Below are 21,338 nucleotides of genomic sequence, written 5' to 3'. Positions count from 1 at the left end.
CTCGTCGCTGCGCACCGTCGGATACGAAACGAACGAGACTGCAGATGACAACCGAGCTCACCGGCCGGCGCCGGATCGCCACCGATCGCGACCACCCCCTCTACAAGTGGGTGGTGCTCTCCAACACCACGCTGGGGATGCTGCTCGCGACCGTCAACTCGTCGATCGTGCTGATCTCGCTGCCGGCGATCTTCCGCGGCATCGGCCTCAACCCCCTGCAGCCTGCCAACGTGACCTACCTGCTGTGGCTGCTGATGGGATACATGGTGGTCACCGCGGTGCTCGTGGTGCTGTTCGGACGGCTGGGCGACATGTTCGGCCGGGTCCGCATCTACAACCTGGGCTTCGTCATCTTCACGCTGTGTGCGCTCGCGCTGTCGTTCCAACCGTTCGACCTCGACGCCGGCGCGTGGTGGCTGATCGGGTGGCGGGTGGTCCAGGGCGTCGGCGGTGCGATGCTGATCGCCTCCTCGGCGGCCATCCTCACCGATGCCTTCCCCGCGCATCAGCGCGGAATGGCGTTGGGCGTCAACATGGTTGCCGCCGTCGCCGGTTCATTCCTCGGGCTGGTGATCGGCGGCGCGCTGTCCGAATGGCACTGGCAGGCGATCTTCTGGGTGGGCGTCCCGATCGGCGTCCTCGGCACGGTCTGGGCGATGCGTTCGCTGCGCGAGGTGGGGGAGCGCAGCCCCGGCCGGCTCGACTGGGCGGGTGCGGTGACGCTCGGCCTCGGGCTCACGGTGCTGCTCACCGGGATCACCTACAGCATCCAGCCCTACGGCGGTTCCCCCACCGGGTGGGGCAACCCGTGGGTGCTCGGCGCGATCGCCTTCGGGGTGCTGGCGCTGGTGGCGTTCTGCGTCATCGAACTGCGGGTCGATCAACCCCTGGTCGACATCCGGCTGTTCCGCATCACCGCGTTCGGCATGGGCAACCTCGCCGGGCTGATGTCCTCGGTCGGCCGCGGTGGACTGCAGTTCATGCTGATCATCTGGCTGCAGGGCATCTGGCTGCCGCTGCGGGGCTACGACTTCGAGGCCACCCCACTGTGGGCGGCGATCTACATGCTGCCGTTGACCTTCGGATTCCTCGTGGCCGGACCTCTGTCGGGGTGGCTGTCCGACCGCTACGGCGCCCGCCCGTTCACCGTCGGCGGCATGCTGCTGATGTGTGCCACCTTCGTCGCGCTGGTGCTGATCCCCGTCGACTTCGACTACTGGCTCTTCGCGACGCTGATCTTCCTCAATGGTGTCGGTGGCGGGGTGTTCACCTCCCCGAATTCGGCCGGGATCATGTCGAGCGTGCCGGCGAGCGCGCGCGGCGCCGCCTCCGGGGTGCGGGCCACGTTCTTCAATGCCGGCGGATCGCTGTCGATCGGGATCTTCTTCTCGCTCATGATCGTCGGGCTGGCCAACACGCTGCCCGGAGCCATGAGCGCAGGCCTGCAGGCGCAGGGCGTCTCGGCGGCGGTCGCCGACGAGGTCGCAGGCACGCCGCCCGTCGGCAGCCTGTTCGCGGCGTTCCTCGGCTACAACCCGATCGGCGAACTCCTGGAGCCGTCGCACGCGCTGCAACAGCCCGGCGTCAACGCCGAGGTGCTCACCGGTCAGACCTTCTTCCCGCACCTGATCATCGAGCCCTTCCACACCGGACTGGTGGTGGTGTTCGTCGCCGCCGCGGTGATGATGCTGATCGGCGCGGTGGCGTCGCTGTTCAACGCTGGGCGTTACGCCGAGCAAACGTGATCATCCGGTGGGCGGCCCCCACGATCTGCTGCGAAGATACGTAGGTGCCCCTGCAGCTCATCAGCCGCGACGCGGAGTTGAGCGCTGTCGACGACCTGCTCTCCGCAGTGCCGACGGGTACCTGCGTGCTGGTGCTCGAAGGCGATGTCGGGATCGGTAAGAGCACCGTGTGGCGCGCAGGCATCGAACGCGCCCGGACCCGCGGCTTCCGGGTGCTCGCGGCGCACCCGGTGTCCAGCGAGTCGGTGGCCGCGTACTCATCGCTGGCCGAACTGCTCGCCGATGTGGACACCGAGGTGCTCGACCACCTGCCCGCCCCGCAACGAGTCGCGATCGACCGGGTCCTCTCTCGCGCCGACGACACGGGACCCGGCACCGATCAACGCGCGGTGGCCGCCGCCGTCCGGTCGGTGCTCGAACGGCTGGCCCACGACAGTCCCGTCCTCGTCGCGATCGACGATCTGCAGTGGCTCGACCCGCCGACCGCCGCCGTTCTCGCGTCGGTGGCCCGCCGGTCCGCGGGCGCCATCGGTTTCCTCGTGACCGTGCGCTCCGGCGCAGGCGACCACACCGAGACGCTGCTCGAACCGTCGCGTCCGGAGCGTCTGCACCGGGCCCGGGTGCATCCGATGACGGTCGGGGGCCTGCACGCCATGATCAGCCACCAGCTGGGCCGGTCGCTGACCCGCCCGAGAATGGACTGGGTGTACGAGGTTTCGGCCGGAAACCCGCTCTACGCCCTCGAATTGGCGCGGGCACTGGACCGGGACGCCACCGGTGTCGGGCCGCTGCCGGCCACCCTCGCCGATCTGGTGCGGACACGCATCTCCGGTTTGCCCGACCACACCCGGGAGGTCCTCCTCGCCACCGCCTGTATCGCGTCGCCCACCGTGGATCTGGTGGCGCGCGCCGTCGGCGACAACGTCGAGTGGACCGTCGCGGCTCTCGAGGAGGCCGAACGGCACGGCGTCGTCGAGATCACCGGCTACAAGGTGACTTTCAGTCATCCCCTGTTGGCCCGTGGGGTGTACGCCGAGGCGTCCGCGGACGAACGGCGGTGGATGCACCGCCGGTTGGCCGACATCGTCGAGAGCCCTGAGTCCCGGGCCCGGCACCGCGCCCTCTCGAGTGACGGCGCCGACGAGCAGACGGTCAAGGCGCTCGACGAGGCGGCCGAATCGGTCCACCTGCGCGGCGCACCCGCGACCGCCGCCGAACTGCTCGACATGGCCCGTGCCCGCGGGGGTGACACCCCTGAACGCACGCTGCGTGCCGCGGCCTGCCACTTCGAGGCGGGTGATGCCGCGCGGGCACGAGTGTTGTTGGAACACGCCCTTTCCGAGATCCCGCCGGGTGAGCTGCGGGCCCGGGCGCTGCAGCTGCTCGGTCTGGTACGGCTCTACGCCAACAGTTCGTCCGAGGCGGTGCCGATGCTCGAACAGGCCATCGCCGAGCCGGGCGTCAACCCGGACCGCCGGGTGCACATGCTCGTCATGTTGGCGTTCATCGAGTTCAACGCGGGGCGCGCGGACCGGGCGGTGCAGCGCGCGGAAGAAGCCGTGACACAGGCGATGACACTGCATCGGCCGGATCTGATCACCCAGGCCAAGCCGATTCGCGCGCTGCTGCGGTTCCTGCTCGGCGAGGGTTTCGACGAGGCTGAACTCGACGGCGTGTTCGATTTCGACGAGCCCGAGGGCCTACCGCTGGCCGCGCAGCCGAGGACCCTGCACGCCCTGCTGATGTTGTGGACCGACCGGCTCGACGAGGCCGCCGACCAGTTCAACGCGATCGCACAGCGCTGCATCGAACGGGGCGACGAAAGCGAGCGGGCGTTCGTCGACTTCCACCTCGGGCAGGTCAACGTCTGGCGGGCCGACCTCGCGGCTGCGGAACGGGTCGCCGAGGACAGCGTCGAGCGGGCGTTGCAGTCCCACGGTGACCTGCCGCTGTTCGTCGCGTTGATCGTGCGGGTGATGGTGAGTGCCCACTTCGGCCGCGAGGACCAGACGCGCCGGTTCGCCGCCCAGGCGCGGACGGTCGGGGAGCGGTGTGAGTCCACCCGTCTCGGGGTGTGGCTGACCACGAGCCTGGGTTTCCTCGAGTTGTCGCTGGGCGACCACCGGGCCGCGGTGGACGTGTTGAGTCCGGCGGTCGAGGGCTGGTCGTCGGCGGCGACCGGGATCCCGGCGCCCACCGAACTCGTCACGGCGCCGTTCCTGCCGGACGCGGCGGAGGCGCTCATCGGCATCGGCCGCCTCGATGAGGCGGAACGGCTCGTCGAGGCGTTGGAGGCCAACGGAACCCGCCTCGACCGGCCGTGGATGCTCGCCCTCGGTGCGCGCTGCCGGGCGCTGCTGCTCGCCGCACGCGGTGACCTGACCGCCGCCGTCAGGGCCGGTGAGCGCGCGTTGACCGAGCACGGCCGGCTGTCGATGCCGTTCGAACTCGCCCGCACCCAACTCGTGGTCGGCCGGTTGCAACACCGGCGGCGCCAGTACGACGCCGCCACCGCCACCGTCTCGACCGCTCTCGCGGCGTTCGAGCGCATCGGGGCGGAGCTGTGGGCGCGGCAGGCCCGCGCCGAACTCGACGCGCTGACCGGTAGGCAGACCGCGGCCGGCCTCGCCGAATCCGAGCGCCGCTTCGCCGATCTCGCCGTGCAGGGGATGACGAACCGTGAGATCGCCGCGACGCTGTACGTGAGTGAGAAGACGGTGGAGGCCAACCTGTCGCGCGTCTACCGCAGGCTGGGCATCCGTTCCCGCGGCGAGCTCGCCAGGGTGCTCAACGCCGAATCCTGACAGGGAGATTCAGTCTCGCAGGTCCACCAACACCGGTGCGTGATCGCTGGCGCCCTTGCCCTTGCGTTCCTCGCGGACGATCTCGGCGTGGGTGACCCGATCGGCGAACGCCGGTGAGCCCAGGATGAAGTCGATGCGCATACCGCGCCGCTTCTGGAACGCCAGCCGGGTGTAGTCCCAGTACGTGTAGACACCCGGTCCGGGGGTGAAAGGTCGCACCACGTCGGCGTATCCGGCGTCGACGATCTCGGTGAAGGCCTGACGCTCGGGCGGTGTGACGTGGGTACTGTCCTGATACGCCTCGACGCTCCAGACGTCGTCGTCGGTCGGGGCGATGTTCCAGTCGCCGACCATCGCGATCGGCAGGGCGGGGTTCTCGGTGAGCCAGCCGTGCGCGGTCTTGCGCAGGGCGGCAAGCCATTCGAGCTTGTAGGCGTAGTGCGGTGAGCCGACGAACCGGCCGTTGGGTACGTAGAGGCTCCACACCCGCACCCCGGCGCACGTCGCACCCAACGCGCGGGCCTCGGCGGCGGCCTCTATGTCGGGTTTGTCACACCAGGTGGGTTGGCCGTCGAAGCCGACCGCCACGTCGTCGAGGCCGACCCGCGATGCGATCGCGACGCCGTTCCACTGGTTGAACCCGCAGTGCACGACGTCGTAGCCGAGCGCGGCGAACGGCATGGTGGGGAACTGCTCGTCGTTGCACTTGGTCTCCTGCATGGCCAGCACGTCGACGTCGGCCCGCTCCAGCCAGTCGGTGACCCGGTCCACCCGGGCGCGGATCGAGTTGACGTTCCAGGTGGCCAGGCGCATGGGCTACAGCTTAGAAGCGTCGACGTAGCGCTCCCGGTGCTGTGCCGTGAACCCCATCGACTCGTAGAGGGCGATGGCGCCGTGGTTGTCGGCGAGCACCTGCACGTAGGCGTGGGTCGCACCGCCGCGCGCACCCCACTGCAGCAGCGCCGCGCACAGCGCGCGGGCGTGGCCGCGACGGCGCCGGTCCTCGGCGACGCGCACGGCCGACAGCCCCACCCATCGCGTGCCGTCGTGCGCGGGCGTGACGGCGGCGCGGCCCACCGCGGCGTCGTCGATGCGGCCGAACGCCACCTGTCCGTCGACCACCGCGGTCAGCACCTCGATCGGCACCTCGCGCTCGTAGACGGCCAGCCAGGCGGGGTCGGGCTGCGGGGTCACGGTCACCTCCGCGGCCGCCTCGGCGGGCAGGGCGCGCACCATCACGATGCTCTCGAGGTGGACGTCGCGCAGCGGCAGGCGCACCAGCCGGTCGGGTACCGCCAGCCACGGGGTGAGGCCGCGCCGGGCGTACCAGTCCCTGATCGCAGGCACCGTCGCCGCATTGGCGTTGATGTCAAGCGGCACCGCGGAATTGCCGCGGTGGGTGTACCCGTCGGAGGCGCGCAGCAGCCACCCGTCGACCCATTCACGGTGCAGACCCGGCCAGGCCAACGCGGCCGCGTGCTCGACGGCGCGGATCTGCGACGACTTGACCGGGACGTCGGTGAGCACCCGCACCGTGACCACATCGGCGGGTGAGATCGTCACGCTCTCACCGGTTTTCGTCCGGACGCGGACCACCGGATCGCGTTCGAGCAGGTGTCCGACGACATCGTTGAGTGGCGGGACCGAACCGGCGGGCAGCCGGTAACGCAGGCTCACCCGGGTGCCGGCGCGGGGTAGCTCGGGCACGGGACGGCTCAGTGGCCGAACGGATCGGGATCCTCGCCCGGCGTCCAACTCAGCCCGGGCACCCCCCAGCCGTTGTGTTTGACTGCGCGTTTGGCCGCGCGCGCGTGCCGACCGATCAGGCGGTCGAGGTAGAGGAATCCGTCGAGGTGGCCCGTCTCGTGCTGCAGCATCCGCGCGAACAGTCCGGTGCCCTCGACGGTGATGGGGCTGCCGTGGGCGTCCAGGCCCGTCACCCGCGCCCAGTCGGCCCGCCCGGTGGGGAACTGCTCGCCGGGCACCGACAGGCAGCCCTCTTCGTCGTCATCGGGATCGGGCATGGTCTCGGGGATGTCGGACGTCTCCAGCACCGGATTGATCACGACCCCGCGGCGCCGGCCCGCCCGGCCGCGCGAATCGGGGCAGTCGTAGACGAACACCCGCTGGGAGACGCCGATCTGGTTGGCGGCCAAGCCGACACCGTTGGCGGCGTCCATCGTCTCGTACAGATCGCGGATGAGATCGGCCACCTCGGCGGGGAGGGAACCGTCATCGCCGACGGGGATCGGGGTGGTTTCGGTGCGCAGGACTGGATCTCCCACGATGCGGATCGGAACGACTGCCACGTGGAGGAGCTTAGGGCGAGCCGCTTATGTGAGCCGACTCGCCCGTATCGGTGACGCCTCAACTCTGGCCGCCGTGATTGAATGAGCGCCGAACCACATGGATGTTATTTCGAGTGTCGGAGGGTCCGAGGAGCAATATGGACGGCGCCATGGCGCAGACTGAGCAATCCGGTGACGACTCTGATCTGCCTGCAGGACTGACCAGGCGCGAATTCGACATCTTGGCGTTCGAACGCCAGTGGTGGAAGTACGCGGGTAGCAAAGAGGACGCCATCAAAGAACTGTTCTCGATGTCGGCCACCCGCTACTACCAGGTGCTCAACGCCCTGGTCGACCGGCCGGAGGCGTTGGCGGCGGATCCGATGCTGGTCAAACGGCTGCGTCGGTTGCGGGCCAGCCGGCAGAAGGCGCGGGCCGCGCGACGGTTGGGCTTCGAGGTCACCTGATTCGGCCCGCTAGATACAGTGGGGCGTGATGAACCAGCGAGAATCCTCCGGACTGCCTCTGCGCGCCATCGTGATGGTGCTGCTCTTCCTCGGCATCGTCTTCCTCTTGGTGGGATTCCAGGCGCTGAGATCCGATGACTCGTCGGCCGACGAGACGACTGTGGCCACGACGACTTCGTCGACCCCGTCACCGAAACCCGCTCCCGAGGCCGACGCCCGTCCCGAGGTGCGGGTGTTCAACATCTCCGATGTGGCGGGCGCCGCGGAGGGGGTGGCGACCCGACTGCGTGACGAGGGTTGGAACGTCACCGAAACCGGCAACCTGACTCTCGAGGGTGTCACCGCGACGACGGTGTACTTCGGTGAGGCTCCGGGGGAGCGGGAAGCCGCCGACGAAGTGGGCCGACTGCTCGAGGCGCCGGTCGAACCGCGGGTGCCCCCGCTGGCCGAACAACCACCGGGCGTCGTCGTGGCGGTCACCGGTTAGGCTCTTGACCATGCTCAAGCCCGGTCTCACATCCGCCGCCGTCGCCGCCATGTTCGCCGTTCCCGCGCTCGCGCTGAGCGCCTGCAGTCCCAACGAGCCGGTGTCCAGCGAGCCGGGCACCACGCCGTCGGTGTGGACCGGTTCGCCGTCTCCCTCGGCGGCGCCCGGACAGGGCGAAGAAGGCGGGAGCGGATCGGAAGGCCAGGGCGAGGGTGGTCAGAAGCTGACCGCCGAGCTCAAGAGCCCGGACGGCACCACCGTGGCGAATGCGGAGTTCGACTTCAGCGGCGGCTATGCCACCGTCACCGTCCAGACCGTCGCTTCGGGCCAGCTGGAACCGGGGTTCCACGGGATGCACGTCCACCAGGTCGGCAAGTGCGAGCCGAATTCGGTCGCTCCCAGCGGCGGTGCGCCGGGCAACTTCAACTCCGCGGGCGGGCACTTCCAGACCGAGGGCAAGACCGGGCACCCGGCCAGCGGTGACCTCACCTCGCTGCAGGTCCGCGAGGACGGGTCGGCGATGGTGGTGACCACCACCGATGCGTTCACCGCCGAGGATCTGACCGGCGGTGAGGGCACCGCGATCATCATCCACGAGAAGGCCGACAACTTCGCGAACATCCCGCCGGAGAAGTACAACCAGGTCAACGGCACCCCGGGCCCGGACCAGGCGACCATGGCCACCGGTGACGCCGGTGGGCGGGTGGCGTGCGGTGTTATCCGTTCCGGCCAGTAGTCGTATCGACTTCGCCGGGTCACCCCGGCCCACCGTCGGCGTCGAGTGGGAGTTCGCGCTCGTCGACGCCCACACCCGCGATCTGAGCAACGAGGCGGCCACCGTCATCGCCGAGATCGGCGAGACCCCGCACGTGCACAAGGAATTGCTGCGCAACACCGTCGAGGTCGTCACCGGGATCTGCGAGAACACCGGTGAGGCGATGGCGGATTTGCACGACACCCTGCAGGTCGTGCGCCGGATCGTGCGGGACCGCGGCATGGAACTGTTCTGTGCCGGGACGCACCCGTTCGCCAACTGGTCGACCCAGCAGCTGACCGACGCGCCGCGTTATGCCGAGCTGATCAAGCGCACGCAGTGGTGGGGCAGGCAGATGCTGATCTGGGGTGTGCACGTGCACGTCGGGATCTCGTCGGCGCACAAGGTCATGCCCATCATCTCGTCGCTGCTCAACCAGTACCCGCACCTGTTGGCGTTGTCCGCGTCCTCGCCGTACTGGGACGGTTCGGACACCGGATACGCCAGCAACCGGGCGATGATGTTCCAGCAGTTGCCGACCGCGGGGCTGCCGTTCCAGTTCCAGTCGTGGCCGGAGTTCGAACGGTTCGTCCACGATCAGAAGAAGACCGGGATCATCGACCACATGAACGAGATCCGGTGGGACATCCGGCCCTCGCCTCATCTGGGCACCGTGGAGATCCGGGTCTTCGACGGGGTTTCCAACATCGCCGAACTCGGTTCACTGGTCGCGCTCACCCACTGCCTGGTCGTCGACCTCGACCGCCGGCTCGACGCGGGGGAGCAGTTGCCGGTCATGCCGCCCTGGCATGTGCAGGAGAACAAGTGGCGCGCCGCGCGCTATGGACTCGACGCCGAGATCATCCTCGACGCCGACAGCAACGAGCGGCTGGTCACCGAGGACCTCGACGACCTGCTCACCCGGTTGCAGCCGGTGGCCCGATCCCTGGACTGTGCCGACGAACTCGCCGGGGTCGCCGAGATCTACCGGCACGGTGCCAGCTACCAACGGCAACGCCGGGTCGCCGAGGAACACGACGGTGATCTGCTTGCGGTCGTTGACGCCCTGGTCGCCGAACTGGAGCTATAGAGTGGGTTGATGAGAGTGCGGCGATGGGTGCTGACGGGGTGCGCGGTCGCCGCACTCACCGCCGCCGGGTGCAGCAACGTCACGACGGGGACGCCGATGGCCGACCCGGACCAGGTGGCGATGAACACCACGGCGCCGTCCACCACAACGACGAGTCCGTCGCCGACCACCCGGGCCCGGGTACCCGATCCGACGCCGAGCGCACCGCGGTCTCCCGGTGCGCCCGCGCCTGGAGGTCTGGCCGCCACCACGTGTGGTGAATACGTCGACATGGACGAGGCGACGCAGCGTCAGGTGATCGAGGCGATCGGCGAGCAGAACGAACTCGTCGCGCTCAATCCCGAACTCTGGATCACGATGGCCTCCGCGATGTGCACGTTCGCCGATCCGGCGACGCTCGTCAGCGACGCGGTCGTCGGGGGCGGTTTCAACTGACCGATGACCGTGACGCCGATGTTCCCTCTCGAGGTGACCATGCTCCCAGGCGAGGAGCTGCCCCTGCGGATCTTCGAACCGCGGTACGTCGCGCTGGTGCAGGACTGTCTGGCGATGACGGACCCGGCGTTCGGTGTGGTGCTGATCGAGGCCGGACGTGAGGTCGGTGGCGGTGATCGGCGCAGCACAGTGGGTGCGCTGGCGCGAATCGTGGACTACGCCGATCTCGGTGTCGGGCGGTTCCGGTTGAGATGCCTGATGGGCGAACGCATCCGGGTGAGGCAGTGGCTCGACGATGCGCCGTACCCGCGGGCCGACATCGAGGTGTGGGAAGACGAACCCGGCTCGGTCGACTCCGCGGCAGTTTTCGATGTCGAGGATCGCGTCGTGGCGCTTTACGAACGGATCGCTGCGGCAAGGGGTTCCGAGTTCGGCGGTCGATCTGCGGTGCTCGGACCCGAGGAGTCCGACGTGGTCAAACGCCTCTACGGGCTGGCGGCACGCGTGCCGATGGGACAGGCCGACAAGTACGCCGTACTGTCGGCGCCCACGGTGTCGGCCCGGTTGTCCGCGTTGAGTGAGGCCGTCGACACCGTCACGGCGATGGTGGAGTTCCAACTCTCCGAGTGAACCCCGGCGCTCAGAACTGAGGTGACTCTCGGCGCGGGTGAACCGCCGGAGGCTCATCTCATGGTTGCCAGGTTGTGCCAGAGATTGCGAAGGCTGTCGGTGCCGCCGAAGAGGGTGGTGAAGTGTGTCGAGTCGATCAGCACGACGTCGCCGGAGCGATGGCCGGTCGGGGGCATCCAGATGAGCGCGTTGAACTCGGTGTTGCCGCCGTCGGTGAATGGATGCGGTCTGTGGGGGTCCACGCGCTGCCTACCTAGCACTCGGAGCGTGTCGCTTTCGGGTGCCGTCAATTCATAGTGCGGGAGGTGGGGGTGGAAGTTGAAGGTCGTGACGTTGTCGAGCAGTCGGGCGGTGTCGAGGTCTCGAAATCCGTTCAGCGGCGCGATTTCCCGGGTGCGCTCGACGACCGCTGGGCGTAAACCCCAGGTGTTGTGGACCGGTACGTCGAGCGCCTTCATCAGCGAGCGCGTGTACTGGCCGAACCGCTGCTGGCGGGGTACCAGCGGATCGCCGTGATGTGCGAACTCCGCGGCGCGCTGGTCGAAGTCGTCGGTGAAGCCCACATCGTGATGCGGCGCCAGCAATAGGCACGTGCCCTCCCGCTGCAGCCACTGCTTGATCGCCGCGATCTCGTCAGCGGTCGCCTCCTGCTCGGACAGAATGTGGTCGAGTCCGAACACCATCAGCGTGTCTGTGTCCGCGAGAATGCGTTCGTCGATCGGCAGTAGGTATCCGGCTTGGTCGATGCGTTGGAACACCGCGACGGGGTGGCCGGTCACCTCACCGGCGAGTTCTTGAAAGGCGAGCGTCGACCGGTGGAACAGTTCAAGGGTGCCGGCTATGCCCTGCAAGAAGTGGGCGTCGTCGTATTCGGTAGTTTCATAGCTGGGCCACAGTGCGTTTCGCACTTCAGTCATGGTGGAGAAGCGGTTGTAGACTTCTGCCGGGTTGCGCTGCGCTTCCCACGGGTAGCTCCACGTCCAGTAGATGCTGATTCTTCGGCGGCCGTCGCGCCGTCGTGGAACGTGCTCCTGGTTGTACGTGCGAGCGGTGGTCATGATGTGTCTCCCAGTGTGGCCAGATACCTCAAGCCCCGCAGGCCGGGCAGGAAGAAGTAGGCGCCGCCACGCAGGGTGGTGAAGGCCGGGATCCCCTTGTGCACCCTGCGGATGGGCCGTTTCGGCACGGTGAAGTCCAAGGTGTTGTCCTGCGTCCCGGCGATGGGGTCGTGCTCGTTGTCGAGCTCGTGGAAGGTTTTGTCGTTGATCCAGACGTTCTGTGCGAATTCGAATTGCCGGACCAGGTCGGCGCAGATGATGAACGCGGCGATACCGCGTTCGACTCCGTCGTCGGGCGCACCCTCGGGTAACGCGGGACCGTAGGTCGCACCGCGCCGGATCATTCGCCGTCGGTTCATGTAGTGGGCGGTGTCCCGGGGATTGAGTCGTCTGGCGTGCGATCCGAGCGGGCACGCGTATCCGAACGGGTCCATCTTTTTGTAGTTGAAATCGTTGTTGCGCATCGGATCGGCGCCCAATTCGGGATCGTCCTGATCGGGCGCGAGAACCAGCGGCGCACCGCTTCGCCAGCGGCCCATGAACTTCGCGGCGAGAAGCTCTTCTTCGCCGGCGTCCTTCGAGTTCGCCCGCAGGTAGTCGCGGAACAACCCCACGTGTTCCTCGAGTCGGCGGTACGCCATGTAGCTGCCATTGCGGGCCAACGCCTCGGGCTGGAGGGAATCGGCGACCGGACCGTTCTCGTCGGGATAGCCGAGAATGAATTCGCCCGGCGCCAGTGGTGCACCGGACCCCGGCGTCGGTTCCTCGCCGGAGCCCTTTATCACCGGCTGGGACAGGCGATCCCGGAATCCGAAGTGGTCGTGTGCGTAGTTGAACGGCGGTGCGGCGTTGAGGTCGAGGTGGGACAGGCTGCGCACACCGGCCAGGCTGTCGAGGAGTGCATCGTGGTTGGCGACCGATGCGCGGTACTGCTCGTCGGTCCGGGAGAACAGGATGGCGATGGCATGCAGATCGTCGCCGGCGAGACCGCCGAGCCAGTGTTCCGGTGCGGCCGCCCCGGTATCGCCCAGGATGCGCGCCCGCGCGGCCATACCCTCCCGGAACGCGTCTGGAAAGGTCGCCAGTGAAGTGTCGGGCACGCCCAGTGCGCGCAGGCCCTGCCACGTGAAAGCCAGCGTGACCCAGCGATCCGACGTGTCCATCGCGGCACGGACATCGGCGGCGGACTGGACCTTGTCGAGCAGCGCGGTGACCCAGGCCCGCCCGCCTGCCGGTGCGTCAAAGGTCAGGAACTCGTACCGTCCCGTTATAGCCGGTGTGCGGGTCAGCAGGATGTGCTGAATGTCATCGAGTTCGAGTTCGGTGAGGGTGAAAGTCACTGCTGCGTGCCTTTCGTCCATGCCCAGGCGGTGATGCGCCAGCCTTCTGCGACCTGGCGAAGGGCGACTGTGAAGAAGGCACCCGTCTGCGTCACCGGTGTGCCTCGGACGCGGAAGGTCATCCTCGCCGGAATCGCGAGATAGGCGCGATCGCCGGTGACATTGTGATGCAGAGGTTCACCGAGTGTGACGGCATAATCAGAAGCGCCATGGTGCTCGCCTTCGACCAGCACGTCGCGATACCAATCCTGAGCGGCTGACGGACCCAACCAGACGTGGGGCGCCATGCCGTCCAGAATCACACCCTCGGTGTCGAACATCGATGCCATGACAGCGGCGTCGCCGCGGTTGAACGCTTCGATGTAGCGAGTCACCGTGACCAGGGGGTCTGACGTGCCCATGGTCGCTATTGCATCTGATCGAGCATGTCGGAGAACGCGGCTTTGAGCCGCAGCGCCTTCTTGATCTCGTCGGCGGTCACATACGGGTATTCGCCGTACTCGAGGAAGCTTGGAACCTGGTGTTCGCGAACGAAATTCACGAATGACTCAGGGTTCTCCTTCCAGTCCTCAGGGAAGCCTTCGAGGTTGGTGAACACCGTGGTGATGCCCGTGGCGCTGAACAGCTGGACGGCATCTTCGGTGTACTTGTCGAAGTCGGTGTCGAAGATGCCCTGGTACTGGAAGTGCAGTCCCGAACCGACGTCGAACAGTTGCCATCGCAGATAGTGCAACCGAAGCGGCGCCAGTGCGTCGGGACTGGCTGCGATCGTCTCCTCGATGGTCTTGCCGTAGGCCCGTACGGCTTCCTCGCGGCCTTCTTTCACCTTGGCGATGATCGAGAAGCCGTAGCAGGCCGGCGTCCGGGGATACACCGGTCCGTAGCGGCCTTGCTCGAGTTCGAAGTATCCCTCCCTGGGGATAGCCATCGCGGCCGGTTTGGACCAATGTTGATTGTCTGCCGACATGTCCGCCCCTTATGTTGAACCGGATGCCCGGACACTAACACCGGACGGACATCGAATCGGGGCGATTGGTCTCGCGCGCGAAGCCCGGCGCAACGGACCTGCCCTTGATCAGCCCCGCGCCTCGGCCATCAGCAAAACGGGACACACCGCGAAAGTGCAAGCCAACAACGCGGACGATCGGTGAGGCAATGAATCCACGGCGGCGCGCATCCTGACATGAGGCCGCAGCGGGACGTCAACGGGATCGAAACCGCAGAGCCGTAACTGAAATGATTTCCTGGAGATTCGAGTCGAGATTCAGCGGTCCCGTGTGGCGTTGACGAACACCGTGTCCATGCCAGCGTCGGTGTCGCTGTGATCACCGCATCGCCCGTAGCGGGTCATCAATTCCTGCGCCCCGATCACGGTGACCTGCCAGCCCTGCGTGGACAACCAGTCGGCCACTCCCGTCCCGACAGCCTCGACGGCCAATCGGCTCCCGGCCGGACTGATCTCGTGGATTCGGTCGAACAACAGATGCGGGCCGTCCGCGACGTACGGGAGCAGCCCCTCGACCGCCCACGCGGTCGGTTCGGAGACGTCGAATCCCGCGTCGCGCAACCGTTCTGACCATCCATCGGACAGGTCGGCCGGAACCGGCACATAACGGGACACCGAAGGGCTCTCGCCGTGCTCGTGCAGGGCCTCGTTCTTGAACTTCAGGACCCCGGGGTGGTCGATCTCGAAGAGGGTGGTCCCCGCGACCCAGGGCAACCGCCACGCCCGCGCATCGAGTCCCGCCGCGACGATCACCATCTGCTCGAGCCCGTGCGCGCCCGCGGCGATGAAGTACTCGTCGAACCATTTGGTGCGCGACGAGGCGTAATTCGCGATGCCGTTGATCCGTTCGGACGTCTCATCCGACGGGAGCTGGCAACCCCGGCTCAGAGCGGCGTCGATGAACACCTGTGCGTACGGGTCGTTGAACAGCGGACAGTCGGCGTGCGACTCACTCTGTCTGGCCAGCGCGACGGCGAGCGCGCTCACGATGCCGTCAGGAGTCGTCATGGCGGCGGTGTTCCCCTTCCGCGGCGACTTCAAGCATTTCGTCCCTGGTCAACAGGTCGTCACGGATGTTCTGCTCGTGGTAGGCGAGTTGACCGACGCGGTTGGCGATCACCGGTGCGGTGATGATGGTGAAGAGTCCGGCGAGGATCAGCATCCCGACATCGATGTTGCCGCGCAAGCGGATCGCCGCACCCGCGAGTACCAGGAGCAGACCGAGCACCTGAGGCTTGGTTGCGGCGTGCATCCGGGAGAGGGTGTCCGGGAATCGGACCACGCCGATGGCGGCGGTCAGCGCCAGCGTCGAACCGCCGAGCACGAGAACGCTGGCAACGATGTCGAAGGCGTTCACGAGATCCTCCGTGTCCTGTCGGGCCTTTGCACGTCGGGGACGCGAAAGCGCGCGACGCTGACCGAGCCGACGAAGCTGATCAAGGCCAGGGCGGTCAGGCTGTAGGTGACCGTCGTGTTCAGGCTGAAGGCCGCCCACGTGCCGATCGCGCACATCGTGACGGCGACGAGGGTGTCGAGCGCGACGAGCCGGTCCAGTGTGCTCGGCCCGGCCAACAGCCGGAACATCGTCGCGGCTGCGGCGGTGCTCAGCATCACACCCGCGATGATCCATACGGTATTCATGCGCGATCCGCCTTCGCTTCTCGCTCGGCCTTCATTCGGGATCCGCCTCCTTCTCCGTCGATGGCCGCCAGTCCGACTCCCGTTCGAATGCCGCGATCAGCAACCGCTCGAACTGTCCGATCTGGCGGTAGAAGCGACTCAACGCACGGTCGGAGCCGACATCGATGACGTGGACGTAGACCACGCGCCTGGTCTGGTCGATCTCGAGCGCGATGGTGCCCGGCGTCAGGTTCACGATGTTCACCGCGAGGGCGAGCACCAGATCCGATTTCACTGCGAAATGCGCGCGCAGCACCGCGGTCAGCGGCGGCGGACCCGGTTTGACGGCCAGCCACGCCACCTGCACGGACGACACCACGAGGTAGTACGCCACGGTGGCGACCAGGCGCAGCAGTGACAGCAGGTGGACCCGGCCCTCCACGGGTACCGGCGGCAGCGGCAGCAGCAGTGTGATCATCAGCGCGACGGCCAGGCCGCTGACGACGTTGGCCGCGGACAGCGTGCCCCACAACAGGACCCACACCAACGTCAGCCAGCACAGCACCCACGCGCGCAGTGCCAGTCGGCGCGGTGACCACCTGGTCCCTTCGATCACCTTCATGGCCGCTCACCCACCACCGCGGTGATGTAGTTGTCGCGCTGGATCACCTCGTCGGCGGCCCGGCCGCTGTAGGCGAAGATCGGTCCGGCCGCCACGGTCAGCGCCAGGCCGACGGCGATCAGCAGACCCGTCGGCACCAGCATGCCTGCGGGCATGCGGCCGACGTGATCACGGTCCACGAACTGGATGTCGTCGGACTCCGCGGTGTCGTCCAGCAGTGCGGCGGGCGCGGTGGAGGACAGGTGCCCCTCCGGTGCGTCTTCGCGCGAGCGCCAGAACGCTTTCGTCCACACCCGCGCCACCACGTACAGCGTCAGCAGGCTCGTCACCACCCCGCCGGCCACCAGCGCCCAGGCCAGCGGCGTTCCGTTGGCCGCGCCGGCTTCGAGCAGCGCCACCTTGCCGATGAACCCGGAGAACGGCGGTATCCCACCGAGATTCAGCGCCGGGACGACGAAGACGAAGGCGAGCAACGGGCTCGCGGCGGCGAGTCCGCCGAGGCGGGTCATCGTCGATGCCCCGGCCTGGCGCTCGATCAGACCCACGACCAGGAACAGGGTGGTCTGCACGACGATGTGGTGCGCCACGTAGTAGATGGCACCGGCCATCCCGATGTCGTTCGACAGCGCGATGCCGAACACCATGTACCCGATATGGCTGACGAGGGTGAACGACAGCAGTCGCTTGATGTCGCTCTGCGCGATGGCGCCGAGGACGCCGACCACCATCGTGAGCAGCGCCGCCCACAGCAGCACCTGGTCCAGCCCGCCGCCGGGGAACAGCAGCGAGTGTGCCCGGATGATCGCGTAGACACCGACTTTCGTCAGCAGGCCGGCGAACACGGCCGTCACCGGCGCCGGTGCCGTGGGGTAGGAGTCGGGCAGCCAGGTCGACAGCGGGAACACCGCGGCCTTGATGCCGAACGCGACCATCAGCACGGCGAACAACGCCATCCGCGTCCCCTCGGAGACGTCGTCGAGGCGTACGGCCAGTTCGGCCATGTTCAGCGTGCCGGTCGCGGCGTACACGAGTCCGATGCCGAGCAGGAAGATCAGTGACGACACCATCGACACCATCACGTACGAGATACCGGCGCGGACACGTTCGGCGCTCGCACCGATGGTGAGCAGCACGAAGCTCGCGGACAGCAGAACCTCGAACCCGACGTACAGGTTGAACAGGTCACCCGCGAGGAAGGCGGTGCACACACCCGCCGACAGCACCAGATAGGTGGGCAGGAAGATCGACACCGGCTGACGGCCGTCGCCGTCGCGGATGCCCTGCCCGATGGCGTACGCGACCACCGCCAGCAGCACGATCGACGACACCATCAGCATCAGCGCCGACAACCGGTCGACCACCAGGGTGATGCCGAGCGGGCCCATACCGGGAACGCTCTGACCCCAGCCGCCGACGTGTAGCGCCAGCGTTCCGTCACGGTCGGTCAGGTAGACCAGCGCAGCGCACACCACCACGACGGCGACCAGCGCCAGTTGGGCGATCACCCGCTGCAACACCGGGCGGCGGCCCGCGAACAGCGTCAGCGCGGCGGCGATCGTCGGGATGAGCACCGGTAGGGGCGTGAGCACCGAGCTGAGACTCACCGGGACCCCTCCCGACCGGGTAGCGCGTCGAGTTCGTCGGGCAGGTCGGTGTCGATGGCCAGATCCGGTTCGGGTGGGCGGTCTTCGTCGAGGGCGGCGGCCTCCTTGGCGGCCATCGACGACACGCGGGTGTCCTCGGGGTCGTTGCCGACATCTTCGGCGGTGGTCAGTCGATAGGACCGGTAGGTGAGCGCCAGGACGAACGCCGCGATGCCCATGCTGATGACGATCGCGGTGAGGATCATGCCCTGCGCCAACGGATCCGCCGTGGTGGTCTCCCCGGCCTTGGTGCGCCCCCGCACCGGCGGATTGCCGGACGGTCCGGCCACCGTGAGGATGAGCAGATTGATGGCATTACCGATCAGCAACAGCCCCAACAACATTCGGGTGAGGTTGCGCTCGAGCAGCAGGTAGACCCCCACGCTGGTGAGGCCGCCGATCAGGATCAGGGGAACGAGGAAGGTGGTCACCGCGCACCGACCTTCGCCGCGGACCCGCCCGAACCGGGGTTCGGTTGGGACATCTCCACGTCGACCTGAGCGCCCAGGCTGCGCAGTACATCGAGGACCAGTCCGACGACGATCAGATACACCCCTAGATCGAAGAACAGCGCGGTCACCAACTTGACCGTTCCGAGTACCGGCAGGTCGAATTCGATGACCGCCGAGGACAATACGGGCGCACCCAGGAACAGTGAGGTCACCGCGGTGCCCGCGGACAAGGCCAGGCCGACGCCGAGGATCTTGCCCGCATCCAGGGGCAGTGTCTCCCCGAGTTCGTAACGGCCGCCGGCGAGATAGCGCAGCACCAGGGCCAGACCCGCCGTCAGACCGCCGGCGAAGCCGCCGCCGGGCGTGTTGTGTCCGGCGAAGAAGAAGTACGCCGAGAGCACCATGATGAGCGGGAAGATGACCCGCGTCGCGACCTCCAGCACCAGCGAGCGGTGCCGCGGATCGCGCAGTTCGCTGCCGCGCAGCCAGGTGATCTCACCGACGGCCGGGCTGGTGGCGAAGTTGCCGATCCGTCCGATGTCGGGCTGGCCGGCGTCCGACACCCGCGGCGCGGTGCCGAAGCGGCGGTTGCGGAACACCAGGGACGCGACGCCGGTGGCCGCGACGAGCAGCACCGAGATCTCGCCCATGGTGTCCCAGGCGCGGATGTCGACCAGCAGCACGTTCACCGCGTTGGCGCCCTGGCCGCGGTAGTAGGCCGCGTCGGGGATCAGCTCGGCGATGCCGACACCCGTGCGCGCCGCCATCGCGTACACCGCGAGCGACGTCACCGTCGCGCCCACCGCCAGTGAGAGCAGCGCACGCGGCAGGCGTTTGTGCCTGATGTGGGCCTTCTCGGCCTCCGCGGGCAGCGTGCGCAGCACCAGCACGAAGATGACCAGCACCAGCGTCTCGACCAGGAACTGGGTCAGCGCCAGATCGGGCGCACCGTGCATCGCGAAGATCGCGCCGCAGCCGTAACCGCTCACGCCGATCAACAGGACGGCGGCCAGACGGTTGCGCATCACCGCGGCGCCCACCGCGGCGGCGAGCATCAGCAACCCGACCACGACCTGCCACGGCGAATCCCACAGCGCGAATTCGGGCCGGTCACGCACCCCGAGGGCGAGAGCGGCCGCGGGGACGACGACGAGGGTGCAGAGGATGACCGACTGGGTGGCCGGAATGGACCCGCGCTGGGTGATCGCGGTGAGCCGGACGGACACGATGTCGAGGCCGCGGATAAGGGCGTCGTAGACGTGGTCGGCGTTGCCGAACGGAAGGTAGGCGACCCGGGCCCGGCGCAGCTTGGACCGCTCGAAGAACGCGGCGAACCCGGTCGCGATGACCACCGCCGACAGCAGCAGCGGCAGGTTCAGCCCGTGCCACAGGGCCAGCTCGTAGTCCGAACCGCCCGGGACGGTGTCGGCGTAGTCGTCGAGGACGGCGTCCAGCGGTGCGGGCCACAGCCCCGCCAGCAGGCCTGCGGCGGCGAGGACGGCCGGTGCGGTGAGGAACGCCACCGAGGGCCGGTGCATCTCCCGGACGCGCAGGCTCGGCTCGTGTAAACCCTTCCGGCTGAACGCACCCCACAGGAAACGCAGGCTGTAGATGGTGGTGAACACCGAGCCGACGGCGATCCCGGCCAATACCCACGGGGCGAACGGACCCAGCGCGGCGCTGTGCAGCACCGTCTCGAAGTCGGCCTCCTTGGCGACGAATCCGAGGAACGGCGGGAGTGCCGCCATGCTCGCCACGGCGCCGACGGCGATGATCAGCAACGGTTTGTGGCGGTCGCCCAGCCAGGCGAGCCGGCGGATGTCGCGGGTGCCGGTCGTGTGGTCGATCACGCCGACCACCATGAACAGCGATGCCTTGAACATCGCGTGGGCGACCAGCATGGCCAGCCCGGCGAGCATCATGTCGCGTCCGCCGGTGCCCACCATGATCGTGATCAACCCGAGCTGACTGACGGTGCCGAAGGCCAGAATCAGTTTGAGGTCGTACTCGCGCACCGCCCGCCAGCCGGCCAGCAGCATGGTCGCCAGGCCGAGGGTGATGATCATCGGCCGCCACACCGGGGAGTCGGCGAACCCCGGTGTCATCCGGGCCACCAGGAACACGCCGGCCTTCACCATGGCCGCGGCGTGAAGGTAGGCGCTGACGGGGGTGGGTGCGGCCATCGCGCCCGGCAGCCAGAAGTGCAGCGGGACGATCGCCGATTTGGACAGCGCGCCGACGAGGATGAGTGCCACCCCGACGGCGGCGGCCACCCCGGACGGCGGTGCGGCGACCAGCTCCGAGAGCAGATAGGTGCCCGACAGGTTGCCCAGGATGATGATGCCGACCAGCATTGCCAGCCCGCCGAAGGTGGTGACGAGCAAAGCCTGGGTCGCGGCCCGGCGGCTCGTCGCGCGTTCTGCGTAGTGGCCGACCAGCAGGAACGACAGCACCGTCGTGGTTTCCCAAAACACGTACAGAATCAGCATGTTGTCGCTGATGACGAGGCCGAACATCGAGCCGGCGAACGCGACCATCTCGGCGGCGAAGCTGGGCAGCCGCTTCTCGGTGTGCCCGTCGCGGTGGTGGAAGTAGGTCGCGCAGTAGAACAGGACGAGCGCGCCGATACCGAGGACGAGAACGCTCATGATGGCTGCCAGCGTGTCGAAACGCAGCGTGATGTCCATCGAGAGTTCGGGCAGCCAGACCAGGTCGACGGTCTGCGCGCCTCCGGGTGGCGGCCAGTTGAGTACGACCCAGACCAGGGAGATCAGCGGGACGAGCGCCAGCGGGTAGAAGGCGACCCGCCCCCATCTGGCCACCAGAAGCGGCGCCAACGCGGTCGCGACCGCATGGGCACAGAGGATGGCCAGCATGGCACTCCGATCTTGATTGGG

The 21,338-nt window shown here is 67.8% G+C and carries 22 protein-coding genes; 8 read left to right on the top strand and 14 right to left on the bottom strand.

The window, feature by feature from the left end:
• Nucleotides 1-44 precede the first annotated feature (44 nt).
• Both G6N49_RS20495 and G6N49_RS20490 read left to right on the top strand, forming a co-directional pair.
• Nucleotides 45-1,745 (top strand): MFS transporter, encoded by a 1,701-nt coding sequence (locus G6N49_RS20495; protein ID WP_235679554.1) that lies wholly within the window; start codon nt 45-47, stop codon nt 1,743-1,745.
• Between the two features lie 44 nt (nt 1,746-1,789).
• The gene (locus tag G6N49_RS20490; RefSeq protein ID WP_083045415.1) at nt 1,790-4,549 is read left to right on the top strand and encodes a helix-turn-helix transcriptional regulator; all 2,760 of its coding nucleotides are present in this window, start codon (nt 1,790-1,792) and stop codon (nt 4,547-4,549) included.
• Between the two features lie 9 nt (nt 4,550-4,558).
• On the opposite strand, the gene G6N49_RS20485 is transcribed toward G6N49_RS20490, so the two are convergent.
• The 3 genes from G6N49_RS20485 to G6N49_RS20475 are packed head-to-tail and all read right to left on the bottom strand — an operon-like array spanning nt 4,559 to nt 6,858.
• Nucleotides 4,559-5,362 (bottom strand): exodeoxyribonuclease III, encoded by an 804-nt coding sequence (locus G6N49_RS20485; RefSeq protein ID WP_011854487.1) that lies wholly within the window; start codon nt 5,360-5,362, stop codon nt 4,559-4,561.
• A 3-nt stretch (nt 5,363-5,365) separates the two neighbouring features.
• Nucleotides 5,366-6,256 carry an N-acetylglutamate synthase, CG3035 family gene (locus tag G6N49_RS20480; protein WP_064873774.1) on the bottom strand — a complete coding sequence of 297 codons (891 nt, stop codon included), beginning with the start codon at nt 6,254-6,256 and terminating at the stop codon, nt 5,366-5,368.
• An 8-nt stretch (nt 6,257-6,264) separates the two neighbouring features.
• Nucleotides 6,265-6,858, bottom strand: coding sequence for a peptide deformylase (locus tag G6N49_RS20475; RefSeq protein WP_083045416.1), 594 nt, complete (start codon nt 6,856-6,858; stop codon nt 6,265-6,267).
• Nucleotides 6,859-6,995: 137 nt separating this feature from the next.
• On the opposite strand from G6N49_RS20475, the gene G6N49_RS20470 reads away from it, so the two are divergent.
• Genes G6N49_RS20470 through G6N49_RS20445 form a run of 6 tightly spaced genes read left to right on the top strand, consistent with a single transcriptional unit; the run spans nt 6,996 to nt 10,700 of the window.
• On the top strand, nt 6,996-7,304 hold the full coding sequence (locus tag G6N49_RS20470) for a nucleoid-associated protein NapA (protein WP_011557996.1): 309 nt from the start codon (nt 6,996-6,998) through the stop codon (nt 7,302-7,304).
• 28 nt (nt 7,305-7,332) lie between these two features.
• Nucleotides 7,333-7,791, top strand: a complete 459-nt coding sequence (locus G6N49_RS20465) for a LytR C-terminal domain-containing protein (protein WP_011854489.1) — start codon at nt 7,333-7,335, stop codon at nt 7,789-7,791.
• A gap of 10 nt (nt 7,792-7,801) precedes the next feature.
• Nucleotides 7,802-8,527, top strand: coding sequence for a superoxide dismutase[Cu-Zn] (gene sodC, locus G6N49_RS20460; RefSeq protein ID WP_179967773.1), 726 nt, complete (start codon nt 7,802-7,804; stop codon nt 8,525-8,527).
• On the top strand, nt 8,505-9,635 hold the full coding sequence (locus G6N49_RS20455) for a glutamate--cysteine ligase (protein WP_011854490.1): 1,131 nt from the start codon (nt 8,505-8,507) through the stop codon (nt 9,633-9,635). Before sodC ends, G6N49_RS20455 begins: the two co-directional genes overlap by 23 nt.
• Before the next feature lie 9 nt (nt 9,636-9,644).
• Nucleotides 9,645-10,070 (top strand): hypothetical protein, encoded by a 426-nt coding sequence (locus tag G6N49_RS20450; RefSeq protein ID WP_225891788.1) that lies wholly within the window; start codon nt 9,645-9,647, stop codon nt 10,068-10,070.
• A gap of 3 nt (nt 10,071-10,073) precedes the next feature.
• The gene (locus G6N49_RS20445; protein ID WP_064873776.1) at nt 10,074-10,700 is read left to right on the top strand and encodes an LON peptidase substrate-binding domain-containing protein; all 627 of its coding nucleotides are present in this window, start codon (nt 10,074-10,076) and stop codon (nt 10,698-10,700) included.
• 53 nt (nt 10,701-10,753) lie between these two features.
• On the opposite strand, the gene G6N49_RS20440 is transcribed toward G6N49_RS20445, so the two are convergent.
• The 11 genes from G6N49_RS20440 to G6N49_RS20390 all read right to left on the bottom strand — a co-directional run bounded on the left by G6N49_RS20440 (nt 10,754) and on the right by G6N49_RS20390 (nt 21,317).
• A complete protein-coding gene (locus tag G6N49_RS20440) occupies nt 10,754-11,758 on the bottom strand; it encodes a hypothetical protein (RefSeq protein WP_011558002.1) in 1,005 nt (334 codons plus the stop codon).
• Complete coding sequence (locus tag G6N49_RS20435) at nt 11,755-13,119, bottom strand: Dyp-type peroxidase (protein WP_110807734.1); 1,365 nt, start codon at nt 13,117-13,119, stop codon at nt 11,755-11,757. Before G6N49_RS20435 ends, G6N49_RS20440 begins: the two co-directional genes overlap by 4 nt.
• Entirely contained in the window at nt 13,095-13,499 is a 405-nt protein-coding gene (locus G6N49_RS20430) for a YybH family protein (protein ID WP_011854492.1), read from the bottom strand. The genes G6N49_RS20435 and G6N49_RS20430 overlap by 25 nt, the downstream gene beginning before the upstream one ends.
• A 5-nt stretch (nt 13,500-13,504) precedes the next feature.
• Nucleotides 13,505-14,065, bottom strand: a complete 561-nt coding sequence (locus G6N49_RS20425; RefSeq protein ID WP_011558005.1) for a hypothetical protein — start codon at nt 14,063-14,065, stop codon at nt 13,505-13,507.
• A 297-nt stretch (nt 14,066-14,362) separates the two neighbouring features.
• On the bottom strand, nt 14,363-15,112 hold the full coding sequence (locus G6N49_RS20420; protein WP_011854493.1) for an SAM-dependent methyltransferase: 750 nt from the start codon (nt 15,110-15,112) through the stop codon (nt 14,363-14,365).
• Complete coding sequence (gene mnhG, locus G6N49_RS20415; protein WP_011854494.1) at nt 15,099-15,461, bottom strand: monovalent cation/H(+) antiporter subunit G; 363 nt, start codon at nt 15,459-15,461, stop codon at nt 15,099-15,101. The genes G6N49_RS20420 and mnhG overlap by 14 nt, the downstream gene beginning before the upstream one ends.
• Complete coding sequence (locus G6N49_RS20410; RefSeq protein ID WP_011854495.1) at nt 15,458-15,745, bottom strand: monovalent cation/H+ antiporter complex subunit F; 288 nt, start codon at nt 15,743-15,745, stop codon at nt 15,458-15,460. Before G6N49_RS20410 ends, mnhG begins: the two co-directional genes overlap by 4 nt.
• A gap of 31 nt (nt 15,746-15,776) precedes the next feature.
• The gene (locus G6N49_RS20405; protein ID WP_011558009.1) at nt 15,777-16,346 is read right to left on the bottom strand and encodes a Na+/H+ antiporter subunit E; all 570 of its coding nucleotides are present in this window, start codon (nt 16,344-16,346) and stop codon (nt 15,777-15,779) included.
• Complete coding sequence (locus G6N49_RS20400; RefSeq protein WP_011854497.1) at nt 16,343-17,950, bottom strand: Na+/H+ antiporter subunit D; 1,608 nt, start codon at nt 17,948-17,950, stop codon at nt 16,343-16,345. The genes G6N49_RS20405 and G6N49_RS20400 overlap by 4 nt, the downstream gene beginning before the upstream one ends.
• Complete coding sequence (locus tag G6N49_RS20395; RefSeq protein WP_011558011.1) at nt 17,947-18,420, bottom strand: Na(+)/H(+) antiporter subunit C; 474 nt, start codon at nt 18,418-18,420, stop codon at nt 17,947-17,949. The genes G6N49_RS20400 and G6N49_RS20395 overlap by 4 nt, the downstream gene beginning before the upstream one ends.
• Nucleotides 18,417-21,317: a Na+/H+ antiporter subunit A gene (locus G6N49_RS20390; protein ID WP_083045418.1), complete on the bottom strand. Its 2,901-nt coding sequence runs from the start codon at nt 21,315-21,317 to the stop codon at nt 18,417-18,419. The genes G6N49_RS20395 and G6N49_RS20390 overlap by 4 nt, the downstream gene beginning before the upstream one ends.
• Between the last annotated feature and the right edge of the window lie 21 nt (nt 21,318-21,338).

The sequence above is a fragment of the Mycolicibacterium monacense genome (assembly GCF_010731575.1).
GTDB lineage: Bacteria > Actinomycetota > Actinomycetes > Mycobacteriales > Mycobacteriaceae > Mycobacterium > Mycobacterium monacense.
This window is presented reverse-complemented; position numbering and strand designations above follow the sequence as displayed.